The sequence below is a fragment of the Hydrophilobacter chitinilyticus genome (genome assembly GCF_049860745.1).
Taxonomy (GTDB): Bacteria; Pseudomonadota; Gammaproteobacteria; order Burkholderiales; family Burkholderiaceae_C; genus Rhodoferax_B.
This window is the reverse complement of sequence record NZ_CP187561.1, coordinates 1,091,967-1,110,025: the sequence shown is the minus strand read 5'-3', so window position 1 is coordinate 1,110,025 and position 18,059 is coordinate 1,091,967. Positions and strand designations below refer to the sequence as shown.

Annotated in this window: 17 protein-coding genes and 1 pseudogene; 12 read left to right on the top strand and 6 right to left on the bottom strand. The window is 60.4% G+C overall.

Annotated elements, in window-relative coordinates:
• Nucleotides 1-40 precede the first annotated feature (40 nt).
• Nucleotides 41-121, bottom strand: a pseudogene (locus ACPWMG_RS05155) (ESPR domain-containing protein); the annotation flags it as partial.
• A 559-nt stretch (nucleotides 122-680) separates the two neighbouring features.
• Here ACPWMG_RS05155 and ACPWMG_RS05150 point away from each other — a divergent pair.
• From ACPWMG_RS05150 to ACPWMG_RS05095, 12 genes are all read left to right on the top strand, one after another.
• Nucleotides 681-1,844: an ABC transporter substrate-binding protein gene (locus ACPWMG_RS05150; RefSeq protein WP_483303586.1), complete on the top strand. Its 1,164-nt coding sequence runs from the start codon at nucleotides 681-683 to the stop codon at nucleotides 1,842-1,844.
• A gap of 159 nt (nucleotides 1,845-2,003) precedes the next feature.
• On the top strand, nucleotides 2,004-3,131 hold the full coding sequence (locus ACPWMG_RS05145) for a porin (RefSeq protein ID WP_483303585.1): 1,128 nt from the start codon (nucleotides 2,004-2,006) through the stop codon (nucleotides 3,129-3,131).
• Between the two features lie 94 nt (nucleotides 3,132-3,225).
• Complete coding sequence (fdhA, locus tag ACPWMG_RS05140) at nucleotides 3,226-4,422, top strand: formaldehyde dehydrogenase, glutathione-independent (protein ID WP_483303584.1); 1,197 nt, start codon at nucleotides 3,226-3,228, stop codon at nucleotides 4,420-4,422.
• A 232-nt stretch (nucleotides 4,423-4,654) separates the two neighbouring features.
• Nucleotides 4,655-5,170 (top strand): MarR family winged helix-turn-helix transcriptional regulator, encoded by a 516-nt coding sequence (locus ACPWMG_RS05135; RefSeq protein WP_483303583.1) that lies wholly within the window; start codon nucleotides 4,655-4,657, stop codon nucleotides 5,168-5,170.
• A 142-nt stretch (nucleotides 5,171-5,312) separates the two neighbouring features.
• The gene (locus ACPWMG_RS05130; RefSeq protein WP_483303582.1) at nucleotides 5,313-6,740 is read left to right on the top strand and encodes an MFS transporter; all 1,428 of its coding nucleotides are present in this window, start codon (nucleotides 5,313-5,315) and stop codon (nucleotides 6,738-6,740) included.
• A gap of 40 nt (nucleotides 6,741-6,780) precedes the next feature.
• On the top strand, nucleotides 6,781-7,869 hold the full coding sequence (locus ACPWMG_RS05125) for a Rieske 2Fe-2S domain-containing protein (RefSeq protein WP_483303581.1): 1,089 nt from the start codon (nucleotides 6,781-6,783) through the stop codon (nucleotides 7,867-7,869).
• Nucleotides 7,869-8,867 (top strand): PDR/VanB family oxidoreductase, encoded by a 999-nt coding sequence (locus tag ACPWMG_RS05120; protein ID WP_483303580.1) that lies wholly within the window; start codon nucleotides 7,869-7,871, stop codon nucleotides 8,865-8,867. Before ACPWMG_RS05125 ends, ACPWMG_RS05120 begins: the two co-directional genes overlap by 1 nt.
• Nucleotides 8,868-8,954: 87 nt before the next feature.
• Entirely contained in the window at nucleotides 8,955-9,866 is a 912-nt protein-coding gene (locus tag ACPWMG_RS05115; protein WP_483303579.1) for a helix-turn-helix domain-containing protein, read from the top strand.
• A gap of 147 nt (nucleotides 9,867-10,013) precedes the next feature.
• Nucleotides 10,014-10,994 (top strand): Bug family tripartite tricarboxylate transporter substrate binding protein, encoded by a 981-nt coding sequence (locus ACPWMG_RS05110; protein ID WP_483303578.1) that lies wholly within the window; start codon nucleotides 10,014-10,016, stop codon nucleotides 10,992-10,994.
• A 5-nt stretch (nucleotides 10,995-10,999) separates the two neighbouring features.
• A complete protein-coding gene (locus ACPWMG_RS05105) occupies nucleotides 11,000-11,776 on the top strand; it encodes an SDR family NAD(P)-dependent oxidoreductase (protein ID WP_483303577.1) in 777 nt (258 codons plus the stop codon).
• Nucleotides 11,777-11,803: 27 nt separating this feature from the next.
• Complete coding sequence (locus tag ACPWMG_RS05100) at nucleotides 11,804-12,790, top strand: fumarylacetoacetate hydrolase family protein (protein WP_483303576.1); 987 nt, start codon at nucleotides 11,804-11,806, stop codon at nucleotides 12,788-12,790.
• A complete protein-coding gene (locus ACPWMG_RS05095) occupies nucleotides 12,787-13,737 on the top strand; it encodes an NAD-dependent epimerase/dehydratase family protein (protein WP_483303575.1) in 951 nt (316 codons plus the stop codon). Before ACPWMG_RS05100 ends, ACPWMG_RS05095 begins: the two co-directional genes overlap by 4 nt.
• A gap of 42 nt (nucleotides 13,738-13,779) precedes the next feature.
• Here the strand turns inward: ACPWMG_RS05095 and ACPWMG_RS05090 are convergent, their stop codons facing one another.
• From ACPWMG_RS05090 to ACPWMG_RS05070, 5 genes are read right to left on the bottom strand one after another with little or no spacing between them, the layout of a single operon-like run.
• Nucleotides 13,780-14,388 carry a TetR family transcriptional regulator gene (locus tag ACPWMG_RS05090; RefSeq protein WP_483303574.1) on the bottom strand — a complete coding sequence of 203 codons (609 nt, stop codon included), beginning with the start codon at nucleotides 14,386-14,388 and terminating at the stop codon, nucleotides 13,780-13,782.
• 55 nt (nucleotides 14,389-14,443) lie between these two features.
• Nucleotides 14,444-15,259: a cyclase family protein gene (locus ACPWMG_RS05085; RefSeq protein WP_483305176.1), complete on the bottom strand. Its 816-nt coding sequence runs from the start codon at nucleotides 15,257-15,259 to the stop codon at nucleotides 14,444-14,446.
• 40 nt (nucleotides 15,260-15,299) lie between these two features.
• Complete coding sequence (locus ACPWMG_RS05080) at nucleotides 15,300-16,280, bottom strand: fumarylacetoacetate hydrolase family protein (RefSeq protein ID WP_483303573.1); 981 nt, start codon at nucleotides 16,278-16,280, stop codon at nucleotides 15,300-15,302.
• 19 nt (nucleotides 16,281-16,299) lie between these two features.
• Complete coding sequence (locus ACPWMG_RS05075; RefSeq protein WP_483303572.1) at nucleotides 16,300-16,884, bottom strand: cupin domain-containing protein; 585 nt, start codon at nucleotides 16,882-16,884, stop codon at nucleotides 16,300-16,302.
• A complete protein-coding gene (locus ACPWMG_RS05070) occupies nucleotides 16,881-18,059 on the bottom strand; it encodes an MFS transporter (protein ID WP_483303571.1) in 1,179 nt (392 codons plus the stop codon). The genes ACPWMG_RS05075 and ACPWMG_RS05070 overlap by 4 nt, the downstream gene beginning before the upstream one ends.

The window sequence follows — 18,059 nt, the reverse complement described above, 5'->3', positions numbered from 1 at the left end:
GCAAAGCTGCGCCACGGCCAACCTTCCGACGCGCTTTTTTACCGCTGGATTTCGCAAGCTCAGAGACCACCACCCAAGCTTGCTGCGCCACGCTCCAGACAATCCGATACGACCTATTCATTCGCAACCCTATAGGCCCCCCGGCTCCATTGGCCGCAAAGAGCGAGTAACGCTGCGTGAGAGTTCCGGCAGCATGCTGTGGCGGTGCCTAATCTCATCGACCACCACGTCGTTAAAACGATCTAACTCTTAGATCCGAGTAGCGTTAGCTCAAAATTAACAGTTTACTTAGGGACGCAGCGATTAATGATCACCGCCGAACTTTTTGAGTGGCGAGCAGAACGGAATCGACATAAGGCCAGTCGGTTGGGTTATGGGGATAAAAAAAATTAACTCAACAGCATCGTCTAACGGCCATTTTTCCATTCACATAAAAATGGATCTATAACGGCCAAGCGTCCAACAAGTGCCTGGGCATCCTGAGCTTTTCAATCCGCTACTTCGTCAACCATTGCTCCTTTCCCTGGAGCAAATGGGCCATCAGATGCAGGGAAACCCCTCATGTGAAATCAAATCTCGGCCGTTGATTTGCAAAATTTCATTCAGTACACTAATTCTGATTCAGTGTACGCAATGAAAAAACCATCCTAAGTGGCCAGCAAACATCTCACGAGACAAACATGCAAAAACGCACCTTGTTATCCCTCCTGGCCTATTCGGCCATGGGACTAGTCGGCAGCGCCAACGCCCAGGACGAGTCCTTCAAAATTGGCCTGATTCTTCCGATGACCGGTCCTTTCGCCTCTACGGGCAAGCAAATCGACGCAGCGGTCAAGCTGTACATGTCGCATGCTGGGTCGACGGTCGCAGGCCGCAAGGTGGAGATCATCTTGAAAGATGACGGGGGCGTTCCGGACGCCACAAAACGTCTGGCCAGTGAGTTGGTCACCAGTGGCAAGGTCAACGTGCTTGCTGGCTTTGGTTTAACCCCCAGCGCGCTCTCAGCCGCCTCCGTTGCCACGCAGTCGCAGACGCCTGCGGTGATCATGGCCGCTGCAACCTCTAGTGCGGTCAGCACTTCTCCTTTCTTTGTGCGCACCAGCTACACGCTGTACCAAAGTGCGTCCACGATGGCGCAATGGGCTGCCAAGAACAAGATCAGCAAAGTGGTCACCTTGGTGTCAGATTACGGACCTGGCCTAGATGCCGAGAAAATCTTCTCCGAGCGCCTGCAGGCCTCTGGTGGCAAAGTGGTCGAGACCTTGCGCGTGCCAATGCGCAATCCAGACTTCGCCCCCTTCCTTCAGCGGGTGCGTGATTCAGCCCCCGATGCGGTGTTCGTCTTTGTTCCTTCGGGACCGGGCGCAGCACTGATGAAGCAATTCACTGAGCGCGGCCTGGACAAAGCTGGAATCAAGCTGATCGGTGACGGTGGCATCACCGACGACGATCAACTCAACGACATGGGCGATGCGGCCATGGGCGTTGTCACATCCTTCCATTACTCGGCCGCACATGACTCCCCCCTGAACCGCAAATTCGTTGCTGACTTTGGTGCCGCCAACAAAGGCCAAAGACCCAACTTCATGGCCGTCGGCGGTTATGACGGCATGGCGGCCATCTACGCCGCGCTAGAAAAAACCAAAGGCCAGGGCAAAGGGCAAGCGCTGGTCGATGCCATGAAGGGCCTCTCGTTTGAAAGCCCACGAGGGCCCATCAGCATCGATGCCCAAACACGCGACATCGTCCAAGACATCTACATCCGCAAGGTGGAGCGACGCGACGGGCAGCTCTACAACATCGAAATCGACAAAGTCGCTGCAGTCAAAGATCCGGGTAAGTGACTCGTAAAGGCATGCGTGTGGTGGAAGGGGCGAACGCCTCGTTCACGCTCCAAGACCTCCTCACGGGCTAACACGCCCATTCCATTTTTTGAGAAGACCACCTGGCCACGTGACTTGGTGAGAACACGTGCGCCATTTTTAGCACCAACGGAGACCACAATGACAAAGAAAAGCCCCACCCCGATGGGATTAAGCGCCCTTATGGTCGCAAGCGCCGCACTCGCCACAAATGCCGCAAGTGCGCAGCAGATCACCCTTTACGGCATCGTCGACGCCGCGGTAGAACACATCAGCAATGTAGGCGCCGCAGGCGGCAGCATCACCCGCATGCCTACGACCAGCGCAGGCCTGCCCTCTCGTTGGGGCATGCGGGGAACAGAGGATTTGGGTGGTGGGCTGAAAACCGTCTTCACCCTGGAGAGCGGCTTCGGATCGGACAGTGGCGTGCTCAACCAAGGTGGCCGCATGTTTGGGCGACAAGCCTTCGTGGGACTGAGCGGAGATTGGGGTACCGTGGCGCTAGGCCGGCAGTACACGATGCTGTTTTGGTCTCTACTGGACGCGGACGTGATTGGCCCCATGGTGCTCAGTTTAGGTTCGCTGGACAGCTACATCCCCAACAGCCGGGCCGATAACACCATTACCTACCGCGCCAAGTTCTCCAGCCTTTCGCTTGGCGCAAGTTACAGCTTGGGGCGTGATGCGGCGAACCCCGTGCCGAACAATCCAGGTGGCACCAATTGCGGCGGTGAAGTCGCCAACGACAGCAGCGCATGTAAAGAATGGTCGTTGATGGCAAAGTTTGACCAAGCGAACTGGGGCGTCGCTGCTGCATTTGATCAACTCAATGGCGGCGCGGGCTCGTGGACAGCACTCGGACTAACCTCCTCGGCTCTGAGCGACAAGCGCACGATGGTCAACGGCTATGTGAAGTTCAGGGACGTGAAAATCGCCGGCGGCCTGATCCACCGCAACAACGAAGGCAGCGCGACCACGCCGCGCAGCGACCTCTACTTCATCGGAGCCAGTTATCCCGTGACGCCTGCCTTCGTAGTAGATGCACAGTATTCGCAACTCAAATTCAAGGACTCGGGCAACAAGGCTGTGATGGGTGTTCTGCGCGGTACCTACAACTTGTCCAAAACCACCGCGGTCTATGCCGCCATGGGCCGGATCAACAACGACGGGACACTCGCCATTTCTGTGAGTGGCGGCGCAGGTGGCAGCAATCCATTGGCCGGGGGCTCACAAACCGGCTTGGTCACTGGCGTGCGCGTCATTTTCTAAGTTCGTCCTTTCATCCTCAGCGGTCCGGTCATCACGCATGTCCGGACCGCTCGGTTCTTCGCTAAATGTATTTTTTACCCAAGGAGAAATAGCCATGGCCAGCAACAGAGGTGTCGTCTACGTCGAACAGGGAAAGGTGGAGGTGCGCAGCATCGACTACCCAAAACTCATCAACCCGAGAGGACGACCCGCCAACCACGGTGTCATTCTCAAGGTACTCACCACCAACATCTGCGGCTCTGACCAGCACATGGTGCGCGGCCGCACCACAGCCCCTGCGGGTTTGGTCCTCGGCCATGAGATCACGGGCGAAGTCATCGAGGCTGGCAAGGATGTAGAACAGATGGCGGTGGGCGACATCGTCTCCGTGCCCTTCAATGTGGCTTGCGGACGCTGCCGCTTATGCAAGGAGCGCCAGACCGGTGTGTGCCTGACCGTCAACGAAGCGCGTCCCGGTGGCGCTTACGGCTACGTCGACATGGGCGGCTGGATCGGCGGCCAGGCCGAGTACGTGATGGTGCCTTATGCCGACTTCAACCTGCTGAAGTTCCCTGACCGCGCACAGGCTATCGAAAAAATCCGTGACCTGACCTGCCTCTCGGACATCCTGCCCACCGGCTACCACGGTGCCGTGACCGCAGGGGTTGGCCCGGGCAGCACGGTCTACGTTGCAGGGGCCGGCCCGGTGGGCCTGGCGGCAGCCGCCTCCGCACGCTTGCTCGGCGCCGCGGTCGTGATCGTGGGCGACGTCAACCCGGCGCGGCTGCAACACGCCAAGAGTGTTGGCTTTGAAATCGCAGATCTGTCTACCGATACCCCATTGGCCGACCAGATCGCCGCGATCCTCGGCGTGCCAGAGGTCGACAGCGCCATTGATGCCGTCGGCTTTGAGGCGCGTGGCCATGGCCACGAAGGGGCACAACACGAAGCCCCTGCCACGGTGCTGAATTCGCTGATGGAAATCACCCGTGCGGCGGGCAAAATCGGCATCCCGGGTTTGTACGTGACGGACGATCCGGGCGGCGTAGACAAGGCGGCCAAGACCGGCTCCCTAAGCATCCGGCTGGGGCTGGGTTGGGCCAAGTCGCACAGTTTCATGACGGGGCAAACCCCTGTCATCCAATACAACCGGGCGTTGATGCAAGCGATTCTTTGGGACCGCATCAAGATTGCCGACATTGTGGGCGTGAAGGTGATCTCGTTGGACGAGGCACCAGCGGGCTACGCGCAGTTCGACGCGGGAGCTCCGGTCAAGTTCGTGATCGACCCACATGGGCAGCTAAGCCGTTAAGCAAAACTCCAACGCGGAGCGGTCTTCGCTACGCGTATTCACTTCGCTTCAAAGATGTCCTTGGCGACTTGGATCGCCAAGGTTTTTTTACTTTCTTGGGAATGCCGCACCCGATCCGTTGCCAAGGCAGCGCATCATTCCTCTTGCGCCAGCACACGCCAAACATCGGCAGGCTGTGGGGTAGACTGCAACGTGGCTTTTCAGCCCGTTCGTCAAAGACCTCCATACACCGATGGCCAAGCCCCCAAAAGAGAAGACCGATCAACTTTCGTTGGACCTGTATGACCAGCCAGGCCATCTGATTCGGCGCGCGCAGCAAATCGCGCTGGCGATATTCAGGGAGGTCATTGGCCCCGAGGTCACACCGGTGCAGTACGCCGTCATGCGGATGCTGCAGGAGCGTCCAGGTATCGATCAGGTCACCTTGGCCAAACTGGTGGCATTAGACACGTCCACCACGGCAGATATTGCCGTGCGGCTCGAAGCCAAAGGCTGGATTTCGCGCGAACTTCTGCCGCGTCGCCAACGCAGCCTGACGCTGAGCCCTGCGGGTGAGCAGATGCTGCAGCAATTTGTGCCCGGCGTGCATGAACTGCGCGAACGGCTTCTAGCAGACCTATCGCCAGAAGAACAAGCCGAGTTCAAACGCATCTTGAAGAAGTTCGTACACATCCACAACGGCACGTTGCCGCATGCATCGCAGCCTGAAGAGGATGCGAAAAAGGGCGAAAAGCGTCCGCAGCGTTGACGGGACGCTAGGACACCGCCCGGCAAACCAGCCAGCCAATCCACCGACGACTTTTCCGGCGTTCAGGGTTTACCCGATTTTTTCGCGCCTGTTCATTCAGTAAACTTAATCACATTCAGCATACTGAACAAAAAGAGACACGATGAAAACTTCCATCCAGGCCGGCCGTGGGGCAGAGCCGACGCATATTCGCCATGCCATCGATGACCGACAGATGTCCCTCTACCAATGGACCACCGTGGCCGTTTGCATGGTGCTGAACATGATCGACGGCTTTGACGTGCTGGTCATGGCTTTCACCGCTGCATCGGTCTCGGCCGAATGGCAACTCAGCGGTGCACAACTGGGTTTCTTGTTGAGCGCGGGACTGTTTGGCATGGCCGGCGGCTCGATCTTTGTGGCGCCGTGGGCCGACCGCATCGGCCGCCGGCCATTGACGCTCGGTTGTCTGGTGGTGTCTGGCGTGGGCATGTTGCTTTCCGCATGGGCGCGTTCACCACAGGAATTGGCCGCGCTGCGTGTGCTCACGGGCTTGGGCGTTGGCGGCATCCTGGCTTGCAGCAACGTCATTGCCAGCGAATACGCCTCGCGCCGCTGGAGGGGGCTGGCGGTAAGCCTGCAGTCCACCGGTTATGCGCTGGGCGCAACCATAGGTGGCTCCATCGCGGTAGGGTTGCTATCGGCCTTTGGCTGGCGCTCGGTGTTCATGTTCGGCGGTTTGGCCACCTTGGCAGTCGCACTGCTGGTGTTATGGCGGCTGCCAGAATCCATCGACTATCTCCTGACCCGCCCGCGCAGCGATGCCTTGTTGCGCAAGGTCAACGCCTTGGTCGTTCGCATGGGGCTGGTGCCGTTGCAAGTGCTGCCTCCGGTAGCAGAAAAACGGCAGGCCCAAACCAACCGGCTGCTCTCACTTTTCTCGCGTGAGCTGGCCCGCCCCACAGCGCTGGTGTGGGCTTCGTTCTTCCTCACGATGTTCGGCTTCTACTTCGTGATGAGTTGGACACCCAAGCTCCTGGCCGCGTCCGGCCTCACGCGCGAACAGGGTGTCACCGCCGGCGTGTTGCTGAGCCTGGGCGGCATCTTCGGTACGGCGCTGCTCGGCGCGCTGGGCGCGAAGTTCCGCATGCACCGGGTATTGGCCTTGTTCATGGTGGTCGCGGCGGGGCTGCTCTGCGTGTTCGTGGGCGGCAACAACAGCTTGGCCATCTACTACGCACTGGCGTTCCTCATCGGCGCGTTTGTCAACGCTTGTGTGGCCGGTCTTTATGCGATTGCCCCCATGGTCTACGGCGCGGACGTTCGCGTCACCGGCGTCGGCTGGGGCATCGGCGTGGGGCGTATCGGTGCCATCGTGTCGCCCTTGGTCGCCGGGGCCCTGATCGATGCGCAATTCCGTCCGACACAGTTGTATGTGGGCTACGGCATGGCCTTTGTAGCAGCCGCCGTGGTCGTGCTGATGCACCGGTTGGCAACACCTGAATCCGCAGAGCCAGTTGCTGAACGAACCTCCTCCACGGACCGTACCGGGCCAGCGCCGTTTGCAGATGGACGCCCGCTCTCCACCTGAATCGCCCCGATTTTGTCTTGACACCAGAAAGTCTTAAACCATGAACTCCCCATCAGAACTGCCTCTGCTGGCTTCGGCCAGTGCTTTCCCACTCGACCGCTGGTATGTCGCCGGCTTTTCCTGGGAACTGAAAGACAAACCCGTCGGACGCACCCTGCTCTCGCGGCCCATGGTGCTGTTTCGCACACCCGATGGCGAAGTCGGTGCGCTGGAAGACCGTTGCTGCCACCGTGAGCTCCCTCTGTCGTGTGGCACGCTGGAAAAGGACGGCCTGCGCTGCGGCTACCACGGGCTCCTCTTCAACAGCGCTGGCAGCTGCATCGAAATCCCGGGCCAGGAGCGCATTCCTGCCAAAGCCAAGGTGCGCTCTTATCCGCTGCGCGAGCGCGACCAGATCTTGTGGGTATGGGTGGGCTCGACGCCCGATTCACAGCCCAGTGTGGAGCCTCCCGCCTACCCGGTGCATACCGACCCACGCTACAAGTTCGGCGGCGACGTCTACCACTACGATGCGCCCTACCAACTCATCCACGACAACCTGCTCGACTTGAGCCACCTGGGTTATGTGCATCTGAAGACCATCGGCGGCAATGCCAAGATTCACATGAATGCCGAGCTGAAAGTGGAGCAGGAAGACGAGGTGGTACGCGTGATCCGTTGGATGCCCGAGTCCGATCCGCCGCCAACCTATAGCGCGGCATGGCCGTTCAAAGGCAAGATCGACCGTTGGCAGGAAGTGGAGTTCAACCTCTCGCACATCCAGGTCTGGACTGGCGCGATGGACCAGGGGACGGGTGACCTCAACGACCCTCAGCGCGAAGGCTTTCACATGCGTGGCTTCCACGGCGTGACGCCCGAAACCGAAACCTCCGCCCACTACTTCTGGACGATTGCCACCAACCCGCATCCCGACCGCGCCGACGTCACCCAACTGGTGGTGGATCAGACGGCGGCCACGTTCGAAGAAGACAAGACCGTGATCGAAGCGCAGTACCGCAACCAGTTGCGGTTTGGTGTGCGCCCCATGATCGACATCCATGTCGACGTCGGCCCCAATCGTGCGCGCCGTGTGATTGCGGGCATCCTCAAGAGCCAAGCTTCGGCGCAAACCATGTCGGAGAGTGTTTGATGGAAACTATGGATCGTGCAGCACCGATGGCGGTTGAAACGAAAGGCTTGATGCTGCGTGTAGTGCGCAAAGTCGCGCTGGCGCAGGACATCGCCGGGTTTGAGCTGGAAGCCCTGGACGGCAAAGCACTGCCCCACTACACCCCCGGCGCGCATTTGGAGGTGCAGGTGCGTGAAGGCCTCAAACGACAGTATTCGTTGTGGGCGCAGCCTGACGGCAAGACCTACCGCATTGGAGTATTGCGAGCGCCCGATTCGCGCGGTGGCTCTGCTGGTATGCATGAGCAAATTCAGATCGGCGACGCACTGTTGTGCAGTGCGCCCAAAAACCATTTTGAACTGGAGCCCAATACGGCCCCGGTTCTGCTGCTGGCCGCCGGCATCGGCATCACGCCCATTCTGTGCATGGCCGACGCCCTTCACCAACGTGGTGTGCCCTTTGAATTGCACTATGCGGCGCGCAGTCGCGAACGCATGGCGTTTGCACAGCACATACAAGAGTCTGGCTACGCGCAACACACCCGTTTGTACGCCGAGGGCGAAGCCCCTGGACGGGTTGATCTGGCGCAGGTCGTGGCCGCACAGCCCCCGGGCGCCCATCTCTATGTGTGTGGCCCCAAGGGTTTTATCGACGCAACACGGCAGGCGGCCGAACAGGCTGGGTGGGACGCACAACGCGTGCACTTTGAGTTGTTCGGTGCGTCTACCGATACCGTGGCCTTGAACACGGGCGACGCCTTTAGTGTCGAGCTTCGCCGCAGTGGACGTGTCATTCCCATTCAAGCCGGGGTTTCCATTGCAGAGTCGTTGCTGGCGGCCGGGATCGAGGTCGAGACGTCTTGTGAGCAAGGCATTTGCGGCACCTGCATCACGCAGGTTTTGGATGGTGAGCCGGATCATCGAGACGAATATTTGACAGCCCAGGAGAAGGCCGCCAACGATCAGATGCTGATCTGCTGCTCGCGTGCCAAGAGCCAAATCTTGGTGCTCGATCTTTAGTGATTCACCTGTGTGCGCTCTAGAAAGCCTTTCGGTTGATCCGTCTAAGATACGCTACAGACCTAGACGAATTTTTCAACGCCGACAATGCTTGCCGAATCTATTGACGTGGACACCCGACGCTGGCGGCAAGCTGAACAGGGCTACGTCGATGAGCCCCTGGATGCCGTGCCGCCAGAACAAATCCTGCGCTCCAGTAAAGGACTGCCATGGCATGGCTTGTCGCTGTGGCATCAACGGGCGGATGCGGAGGACTTGTACATCCCCGCAGCCGGCAAACACTGCATCATCGTGCGGCACGGCCAAAGCACCGGGCTGTTCCAGCGCCACGGCAACGAGTGCCAGTGGCGCCAGTGGGCCCCTGGCGAGGTTGTGATCCTGCCCGCACACACACCCAGTTTTTGGCGAACCGAGCTGGAGCGAGACAACCTGCATCTCGACTTGTCCCCGCAGTGGCTACAGCGTGTGCACGGTGACGAAGCGCCGCACCTCGCCCTACGCAGCTGTTTTGGCACCAAAGATCCGGTACTGCAGCAACTTGTTCAGGTTCTCGTGCTCGCACTCCATGACAACAGTGCGCTACATGCCGCCTTTGCCGAGGGACTGGCCACCAGTGTGGCAGTGCATCTGTTGGAGCACTACCGCGCGCCGCAGAGCCGCTCTGAAAGATCAACGCCGCTGTCCGCCTGGCAACTTCGCCACGTGGAAGAGTTTATTAAGGACAATATCGACCAGCCCATCACGGCGGCGGCATTAGCGCAGGAAGCGCGGCTCAGTGTGTTTCACTTTTCGCGTTGCCTGAAGGTGTCAAGCGGCCTCACCCCGCACCAGTTTGTGTTGCGCATTCGTATGGAACGTGCGCGTTCATTGCTTTCAGAAACCAGGCAACCGGTGAGTGAAATCGCCCGCAGGCTGGGGTTTTCATCGGTCTCTTACTTTTCCCAGGCGTTTGCAAAACACTGGGGGGTTACGCCGCTCAAGATGCGTCAGAACTTCTGACCCTGGCCGCACGATTTCTACAAAAACGCAAGAAATCAACATTATCGAAAAACCGGCTCTCCATACTGCGCACCATGGCCGACGACGCATCGGCACCTGGCAGCCGTGGGGCCTTCACGGCACCGCGTTCACAACATGGAGACAGTCATGATTTCTAGGCGTTCCCTCGTCCTATCTTCCGCCGCACTGGGCTTGGCCCCGGCCGCCTTTGCACAATCTTCCTTTCCTCGCCGCCCCATCACCTGGGTCGTGCCGTACCCTGCAGGCGGCTTTGGCGATGCGGTTTCACGCGTGCTCACGCAACACATCTCCACCGCACTGAAGCAACCCGTCATCGTGGAAAACAAGCCCGGTGCGGGCGGGCAAATTGCAGCCATCTATGTGAAGCAGCAGCCGGCCGACGGCCACACCCTGTTCTACGGCGACATCGGCCCCTTCGCCATGAACGCAGCCCTGTACCCCAAGCTGAACTACAACACGCTCAAAGACTTCGCGCCAGTGACGCGCTTATTGACCTCCAGCTTGCTGTTGGTGGTGCCGGCCAACAGCCCTATCAAGACGCTCGACGATCTGATCAAGACAGGCAAATCCGCCAAGGAGGATCAAGGCGTCACCTACGGGTCATTCGGCATCGGCAGCCAACCGCACATCTGGATGGAAATGTTCAAACGAGAGACCAAGGGCCATTTCACCCACGTGGCCTACAAGGGCGCCGCACCTGCCGTTCAGGACTTGATGGGGGGCCACATCAGCGTCATGCTCGACGTTGCCGCCAACAGCCTGCCCTACGTGCAAGAAGGCAAACTGCGCGCCCTGGCCGTGGTGGGTTCAGAAAAACGCCTGGAACGTCTGCCGCAAGTGCCAACGCTGACCGAACTCGGCGACCCCAGCCTGAACGCACCGGGCTGGACCGGTGTGGTGGTGCGTGCCGGCACGCCCGACGACATCGTCAAACAACTCCATACGCTGGTGGTGCAAGCCGTCCAGTCGGACGAAATCAAACGCCGCTTTGGTGATTTGGGCGTGACACCGGCCCCGCAGAGTGAGGCCGACTTTGCCCGCTACATCCAAACTGAAACGGATCGATGGGGCAGCGTGATTCGCGCGGCCAACGTAGTGCTGGAGTAAATCCCGTGCATTCGGGTTTGTTCGATTTAACCGGCAAGGTGGTCTTGGTCACCGGTGCCACAGGCGGACTGGGCGCCAGTATTGCTCACACCATGGCGGCCCAGGGGGCCACGGTGCTGGTGTCCGATCGAGACGCAGAAGCTTGCAAGGTCTTGACTCAAGCGCTTCGAACCCAAGGGCAGACGGCGCACGCCCTGCCCGCAGACCTTTCATCACTCGATGCCGTCAAGACTCTCGCGCGGGAAGCCTTGGCTGCGCACGGACGGGTAGACACCCTCGTCTGCAATGCAGGCATCCAAGGGCCTGCAGGGCCCATGGCGGAAACCACCGACGCGGACTGGCAGCAGGTGATGGACCTCAACCTTTGGTCTGCCGTCGCCTTGACCAACGCTTTGTTGCCCGGCATGACGGTCAGCGGTGGGGGAAGTGTGATCTTGATGTCCAGCATTGCTGGGCTACGGGGCAACAAGGCGATTGGCTTGTATGGCCTGTCGAAAGCGGCCTTGGCCCAACTCGCGCGCAACCTGGCCGTGGAATGGGGACCACACGGCATCCGTGTCAACGCCATCTCTCCCGGCCTGATCCGAACCCCCTTAGCCGAGGGGCTGTTGGCCAATGCCGAATTCATGCAGCGTCGTCTTGCCTTGACGCCAATGCGCAGAGTGGGTGAACCCCACGAGATTGCCGGTATCGCCGCGATGCTTGCCAGCGCGGCTGGCGGCTTCATCACAGGCCATAACTTGGTCGTGGACGGCGGCACCACCATCAGCGACGGCAACTAGCGTCTCAACCCGTTCTCGCAATTCCCCATGAAATTTGCAACCCTCTCATCTGAGCAGGCCGATGGCCAGCTCGTCGTGGTGTCCCGCGACTTGCGATTGGCCGTCGACGCCTCCGCCATCTCAGCCAACCTGCTGTCCGCAGTACAGCAGTGGACAACGGTGGCTCCTGCTTTGCAGCAGCTCTACGACCGGCTGAACAACGGCTTGTGCGCCAATGCGCAAGCCTTCGACCCTCAGCAGTGCCTAGCGCCTCTGCCACGGTCGCCGCAATGGTGCGACGCATCTGCATTTCTGAACCACGGACGCCTCATGGAGCGCGCTTTCAACACGCCGCCCATACCGGACATTGAAACCGTACCTTTGATGTACCAAGGTGCAAGCGATGACTTCCTAGGCCCGCACGCCGACGTACCGTTACCCAGCGAAGCCGATGGGATCGACTTCGAGGGCGAGTTTGGCGTCGTGGTCGGGCCTGTTCCCCAGCAGGCCCCACCGGACCAGGCTGAACAGGCGGTACGCCTGCTGGTGCAGATCAACGACTGGAGCCTTCGCGCCCTCGGCCCGCGTGAGATGCGTACCGGATTTGGCTTTTTGCAAGCCAAGCCGTCCACCAGCTTCGCACCGGTCGCCGTCACGCCCGACGAACTCGGCAACGCCTGGCGCGACGGCCGTGTGCACATGCGCTTGAACGTGGAGTGGAACGGCAAAGCGTTTGGCCACCCGCATGGCCGGGAGATGAATTTCAGCTTTGGGCAACTGATCGCCCATGCGGCCAGAACGCGGCGCCTGAGTGCTGGCACCATCATCGGCTCCGGCACGGTCTCGAACGTGGGGCGCAGCGCTGGCTCCGCCTGCATCGCCGAGCGGCGCGTGATTGAAATGATTGAGCAAGGTGAAGCACGCACCAGCTTCATGCGCTTTGGAGATCGTGTACGCATGGAAGCCCGGTTTGAATATGGGGCCGCTGGTCCATTTGGCGTCATCGACCAACGTGTGGTGGAGCACCGCGCATGACCCACGTCTTGGTCACAGGCTCGCAGGGCTTCATTGGGCAAGCCCTGGTACAGAAGCTTTTGCGCGAAGGCCTCGGCGGTCAGCCGGTGCTCAAACTCACGCAAGTCGATCTTGAGGCCCACCACACGAGCGGTGATGACCGCGTGCAGGTGATACGCGGCAGCCTGGCCGATGCAGAGGTGCGGAAGGCCGCCATCCACACCGCACCCGATGTCATCTTTCATCTGGCCAGCGTGCCCGGTGGTGCAGCCGAGCGAGATCCTGAATTAGGACGAAGCGTCAACCTGGATGCCACGCTGAGCCTGCTGGAGAGTTGCCGTTTCTTGCAGCGCCCGCCTCGCTTCATCTATGCCAGCTCGGTCGCGGTCTATGGAGAACAACTCGGCGACGTCTTGCACGAAGACGCACCACCGGCCCCAGCCATGAGTTACGGGGCGCACAAACTCATGTGTGAAATTGCCGTGGCCGACGCCAGCCGACGTGGCTGGGTGCAGGGCTGTTCACTGCGCCTACCCGGTGTTGTCGCAAGGCCCGACGAAAACAAGGGGCTGATCTCTGCGTTCATGAGTCAATTGTTCTGGTCGATCTCGAAGGGAGAAGCCATCACGCTGCCGGTTTCGCCCGAGGGCACTTGTTGGTGGATCTCGGTTGTGACCTGCGTCGAGAACCTGTTGCATCTCGCCACCGTGGCCAGTGCCCCATGGTCGACGACGCGCCAGTACCAGATGCCCGTTCTTCACCTCTCTATCCAGCAGGTCGTTGAGGCAGTTGCTCAGCGCTTCGGACGCTCGGCCGAAGCGCTGGTGCAGTATGCGCCCGACGCGGCCGTAGAGCGGTTGTTTGCCAGTGCACCACCCTTGTTGACGCCAAAAGCTGAGCGATTAGGGTTGAAGAGTGATGGAACCATTGCGGCCCTGGTGGAGCGTGCTCTCGGCAACGCTGAATAAGGACTTGGTCACTCACTAATCAACACTCTCACGCTGGCGGCCTCATAGTCCCCGAAGAAATGCGGGGATGGCCAACCGTCCCACATCGACAAGGTTGATTTCGGCGTTGGGCTCCGTCCCCTTGCGCATCAGGCCATCCACCATGGAAAACAGCCCAAATGCGGCCATGCGAGCCGGAAAACTCTGCGGCCACATGCCCATGTTCCGCCCTCTCTCAAATTCGACCGTGATGCCCTGAAGATAGCTTTGAATGCACTGGGTATGTTGCTCGATCAGCGGCAAGGGCGCGTTACGGCTTTCAATCAGGTCGATCGAGATCCGAAATCGCAAACGTTCCCCGGCCGAACTTTGCAGCATCTCCAACGGATGCAAAGCCAACCTGGCCAAGTTGGCCTCTGGATCTTCGGAATGACTTGTCAGTAAATGGCGAAGGCTGGTCTGCCACGAGGCGATAGCGGACTCGGTGACTGCGACGAGTAAATTCGCTTTATCCCGGAAGTGCCAGTAAATCGCGCCGCGCGTCAGGCCTGCCTCCTTAGCGATCATGTCCAGCGAACTGCCCGAGACGGTGTTGACTAAGAACACCCTCTCGGCGGCCTCCAAAATGAGCTGCCGCGTGAGCAGCGCATCCGCTTTACTTCTCCGCGCCATTTGCAGTTGAGGGCGATGACCGTGTGCGTGCTTCGAACCTCAGACCTCGCACTTCTCAGGGCGTCTTGCCAAACAAGCCCTCGTCAAAGATGGCCACGGCACGTGTCCAGCCTGCGGAAGCCGCGCGGACCTTGTGCGGAAAGCAAGAGATGTAGAAACCGTGCGAGGGTAGCGACTCCAGGTTATGCAGCTTCTCGAGATGCGAGTAGCCGATATCCCGTCCGGCTTTGTGCCCCTCCCAAATCAAGCTCTTGTCTCCTGTGGCCGCAATTTTTTTCGCGGTGTAGCTGAAGGGTGCGTCCCAGCTCCAAGCATCGGTCCCCGTGAGACGCACGCCGCGCTCCAGCAGGTACATGGTGGCCTCGTATCCCATGCCGCAGCCGGCATGGATGTAATCGTTGTGGCCGTAGCGCGAGCCCGCCCGTGTATTGACCACCACGATGTTCAGAGGTTGCAGCTCAACGCCGATCCGATCCAACTCGGCTTCGACTTCGGCGGCACTCACCACATGACCATCGGGCAAATGGCGAAAGTCCAACTTCACCCCTGGCTGAAAGCACCATTCCAGGGGTACTTGGTCGATGGTGATGGAGGGCCGCGGCTCCCCGCTCTTGGCGTCCATCGTCGAATGGAAGTGATACGGCGCGTCCAGATGGGTGCCGCTGTGGGTCGTCAGCGTGACCCACTCTGCCGCCGCTGCCTCGCCGTCCGGGTAGTCCTCGGCTTGGGTGCCCGGCAAAAGGTGCATGAACTCGGGCAAGGTTTCCTTGTGGGTTTGGTAGGTGATCTTCGGCGCCAGAGGCGGCGGATCGGACAGAACATCGTTTTCCAGAAAGATGGAGAGATCAACAAATCGGCGAGACATACGGATTCCTTTGAATGGTGTGGGGCGAAAGACGGGCGCGGGTAACTCAAGGCATGGGCGACTGGACCACTTCCTGGTCGATGGCACCAAACGGCGCACGCCCAGCAGCATCACGCGCCTCCATGCGCACGCGATCGCCAAACTGCATATAGGCCGTGCGGGCTTGGCCCTGATCGATCATCTCGATCACACGCCGCTCGGAGATGCAGGCAGAACCCACCTCGCGACTCTTGTTGGACACCGTGCCCGAGCCGATCACCGTGCCGGCGCCCAAACGCCGGGTGGCCGCCGCATGGGCGATGAGTTGGTGGAAATCGAAATTCATCTCGCGGCCATTGGGATAACCAAACCACTGGTCGTTCCAATGGATGTGCAGGTCGAGTTCGACACGTCCTTCACGCCAGGCATTGCCCAACTCATCAGGCGTCACCGCCACAGGCGCAAAAGCCGTCGAGGGTTTTGCGTGGAGGAAGCCGAAGCCGGTTTTCATTTCCCGTGGGCCAAAACTACGCAAGCTCCAATCGTTGAGTTGCACCAGCAGGCGCACGTGCCGAGCGGCTTGCTCCGGTGGAGTCCCCAGAGGAACAGGGCCGGTGATCACACCGAACTCGCCTTCAAAGTCGATGCCGTGACTGACGCTGGGCAATGGCACCGCTTCATGCGGCCCCAGGAAGTCGTCGCTGCTGCCCTGATACATCACCGGGATGGTTTCAAAGTCGGGGATGGGCTCGGTATTGAACGCACGCTCCATCAAATGACCATGGTTCAGAAATGCCGATCCGTCGCACCACTGGTAAGCGCGCGGCAGCGGGGCTGCAGCGGTTTTCGCATCAAATGCAAACGCCCCATTCAGCCGCCCGGCGTTCAGGTTCTCATACCAAGATTGGAGTTCGGGCAGTACGCTGTCCCAGGTTTCCATGGCCGCCTGCAGGGTTGGCACGGGCGCTTGCACGGCGTGCTGCAGATCCCGAGAGACGATCACCAGACGTCCGTCAGGTTGGCCATTCTTCAAGGTGGCGAGTTTCATCGCACGATTCCTTCTATTTCTATGTGTTTTGGGGGTTGTTTGGCTGACCCAGCGCGGGCGCAAAAGCCCCGTCAATCAGCACAAACAACATGCGGCAGGGCTGGTTCGAACGGTTCGCCCAGGCGTGGTTGGTGCCGCGCTGCACAACCACACTGCCAGGCTTCAGCTGCACTTCCGAGTCGTCCAAGACCAGGGTCAACTCGCCGGAGATCACCACGCCGTAGTCCACCGACTCGGTTCGGTGCATCAGCGGATGCGGTGAATTCGCCTGCACCGTGCTGGCCTGCTCATCGCCAATCTGCGAGAACGCGGCTTTCATGCGTGTGGCGCCGTGGGCTAGGAGTTCTGGCGTGTCCGGCGGAATGTCGACGAAACGCACACGTGTGCCACACGGCGGAGGAGGCAGCTTCAAGGGGCTCAGCGTCGGGTCTGCGCCGTTGTCCACGTGCGCGGGGCTCTGCGTCGTGCTCCAGACTTCATGGAACACGGTGCCAGGGATGGCTTCGATCTGCACTACGGTGGGAAGCGGCGCGTTGCTGGTGACGATGGCGCGCCCGTCTTCGGCGTGGCCCGTGACCACTCGGTGAATCGGGGGCAAACTCATGAGGACACCGCCTTGTGCGTGGGGGTTGTGGACATCTTTGATGCGCCCGCGCGCGGCAAGCGAGCGAAACTCACGACAGCGACCACGGCGACAACGACCGCCGCCACGCTGAGGCTGCCGTAGCCCAAATGCTTGATCAAGGTGCCGCCCAAGATCGGACCGATCGCGGCGCCGACCATCAACATCGCGGGCGTGGCCGCCAAGGCGCGCCCGCTGGGATCCAATTGGGCGATCAAGCCAAAGGCAAACGTGTGGGTGAAGATCATCACCGCAGCAAACACCGACGCCGCCGCGGCGTAGGGCGCGAAGTCCTGCACATTGACGATCACCAAGACCAACAATGCCTGCACCATCGGCCCCGCACGCAACACCGCATGGGCCGGCCAGCGTTTCTCCAGCAGGGCGGCCAGGGCTGCCGGGAACAGATTGACCACGCCCAGCGCCACCAGCACCATGGTGATGGCTTGAACACTGAAGCCGCGATCCGTTCCCACACGCTCAAGAAAGCTGAAGGTCATGGCCTGCACCAAGGCCATGCCACTGATGCCCACAATGCCGAACCACACCGATCGCGGCATCTGCGACACGCTGTGCGAGAGACTGGCCGGCGGATCTTGAACGGCGTCTGCAGCTGGAAAGGCAATGATGGCCACGATCGCCGCAAAGCCCATCAACGCGCCGAACACCTGAAACATCAGCGGCCCGCCATGGGCGGCGATCAACGGCGGTGTGGCGCCCATGAAGGCAATGCCGAAAAAGCCCAATGCGATCCCCACCACCGCGAACAGCCGGTGCGGATGGGTGCTGCACGCGATGGTGCCGTGGGTCACGCTCAATCCGGCACCGGCGGCCAAACCCGCCAGGGCATGCAGCGCGGCCATCGTGCCGAAATCGGTGACCTGCGACAGGCCAGCAAACGCCGCAGCGGCCAAGCCGAAGCCGGCGCTCGCCACCACACCGCCCGACAAATGCTGAAACTGCGGCGCCAGGGCTAAGCTGGCCAACACGGCGCCGACCAGAAACAAGGTAGCCAAGAGACCAGCCTGCTGTGGATCCAACCCATACTTGGATATCAGGGTGCCCACCCAGACCGGCAGGGCCACCAGATCGACCATGCCGGCGCAATGCGCCACCATCAGGGCGAAACGCCCTCTACGGCTCTCCGTGCGAATCAT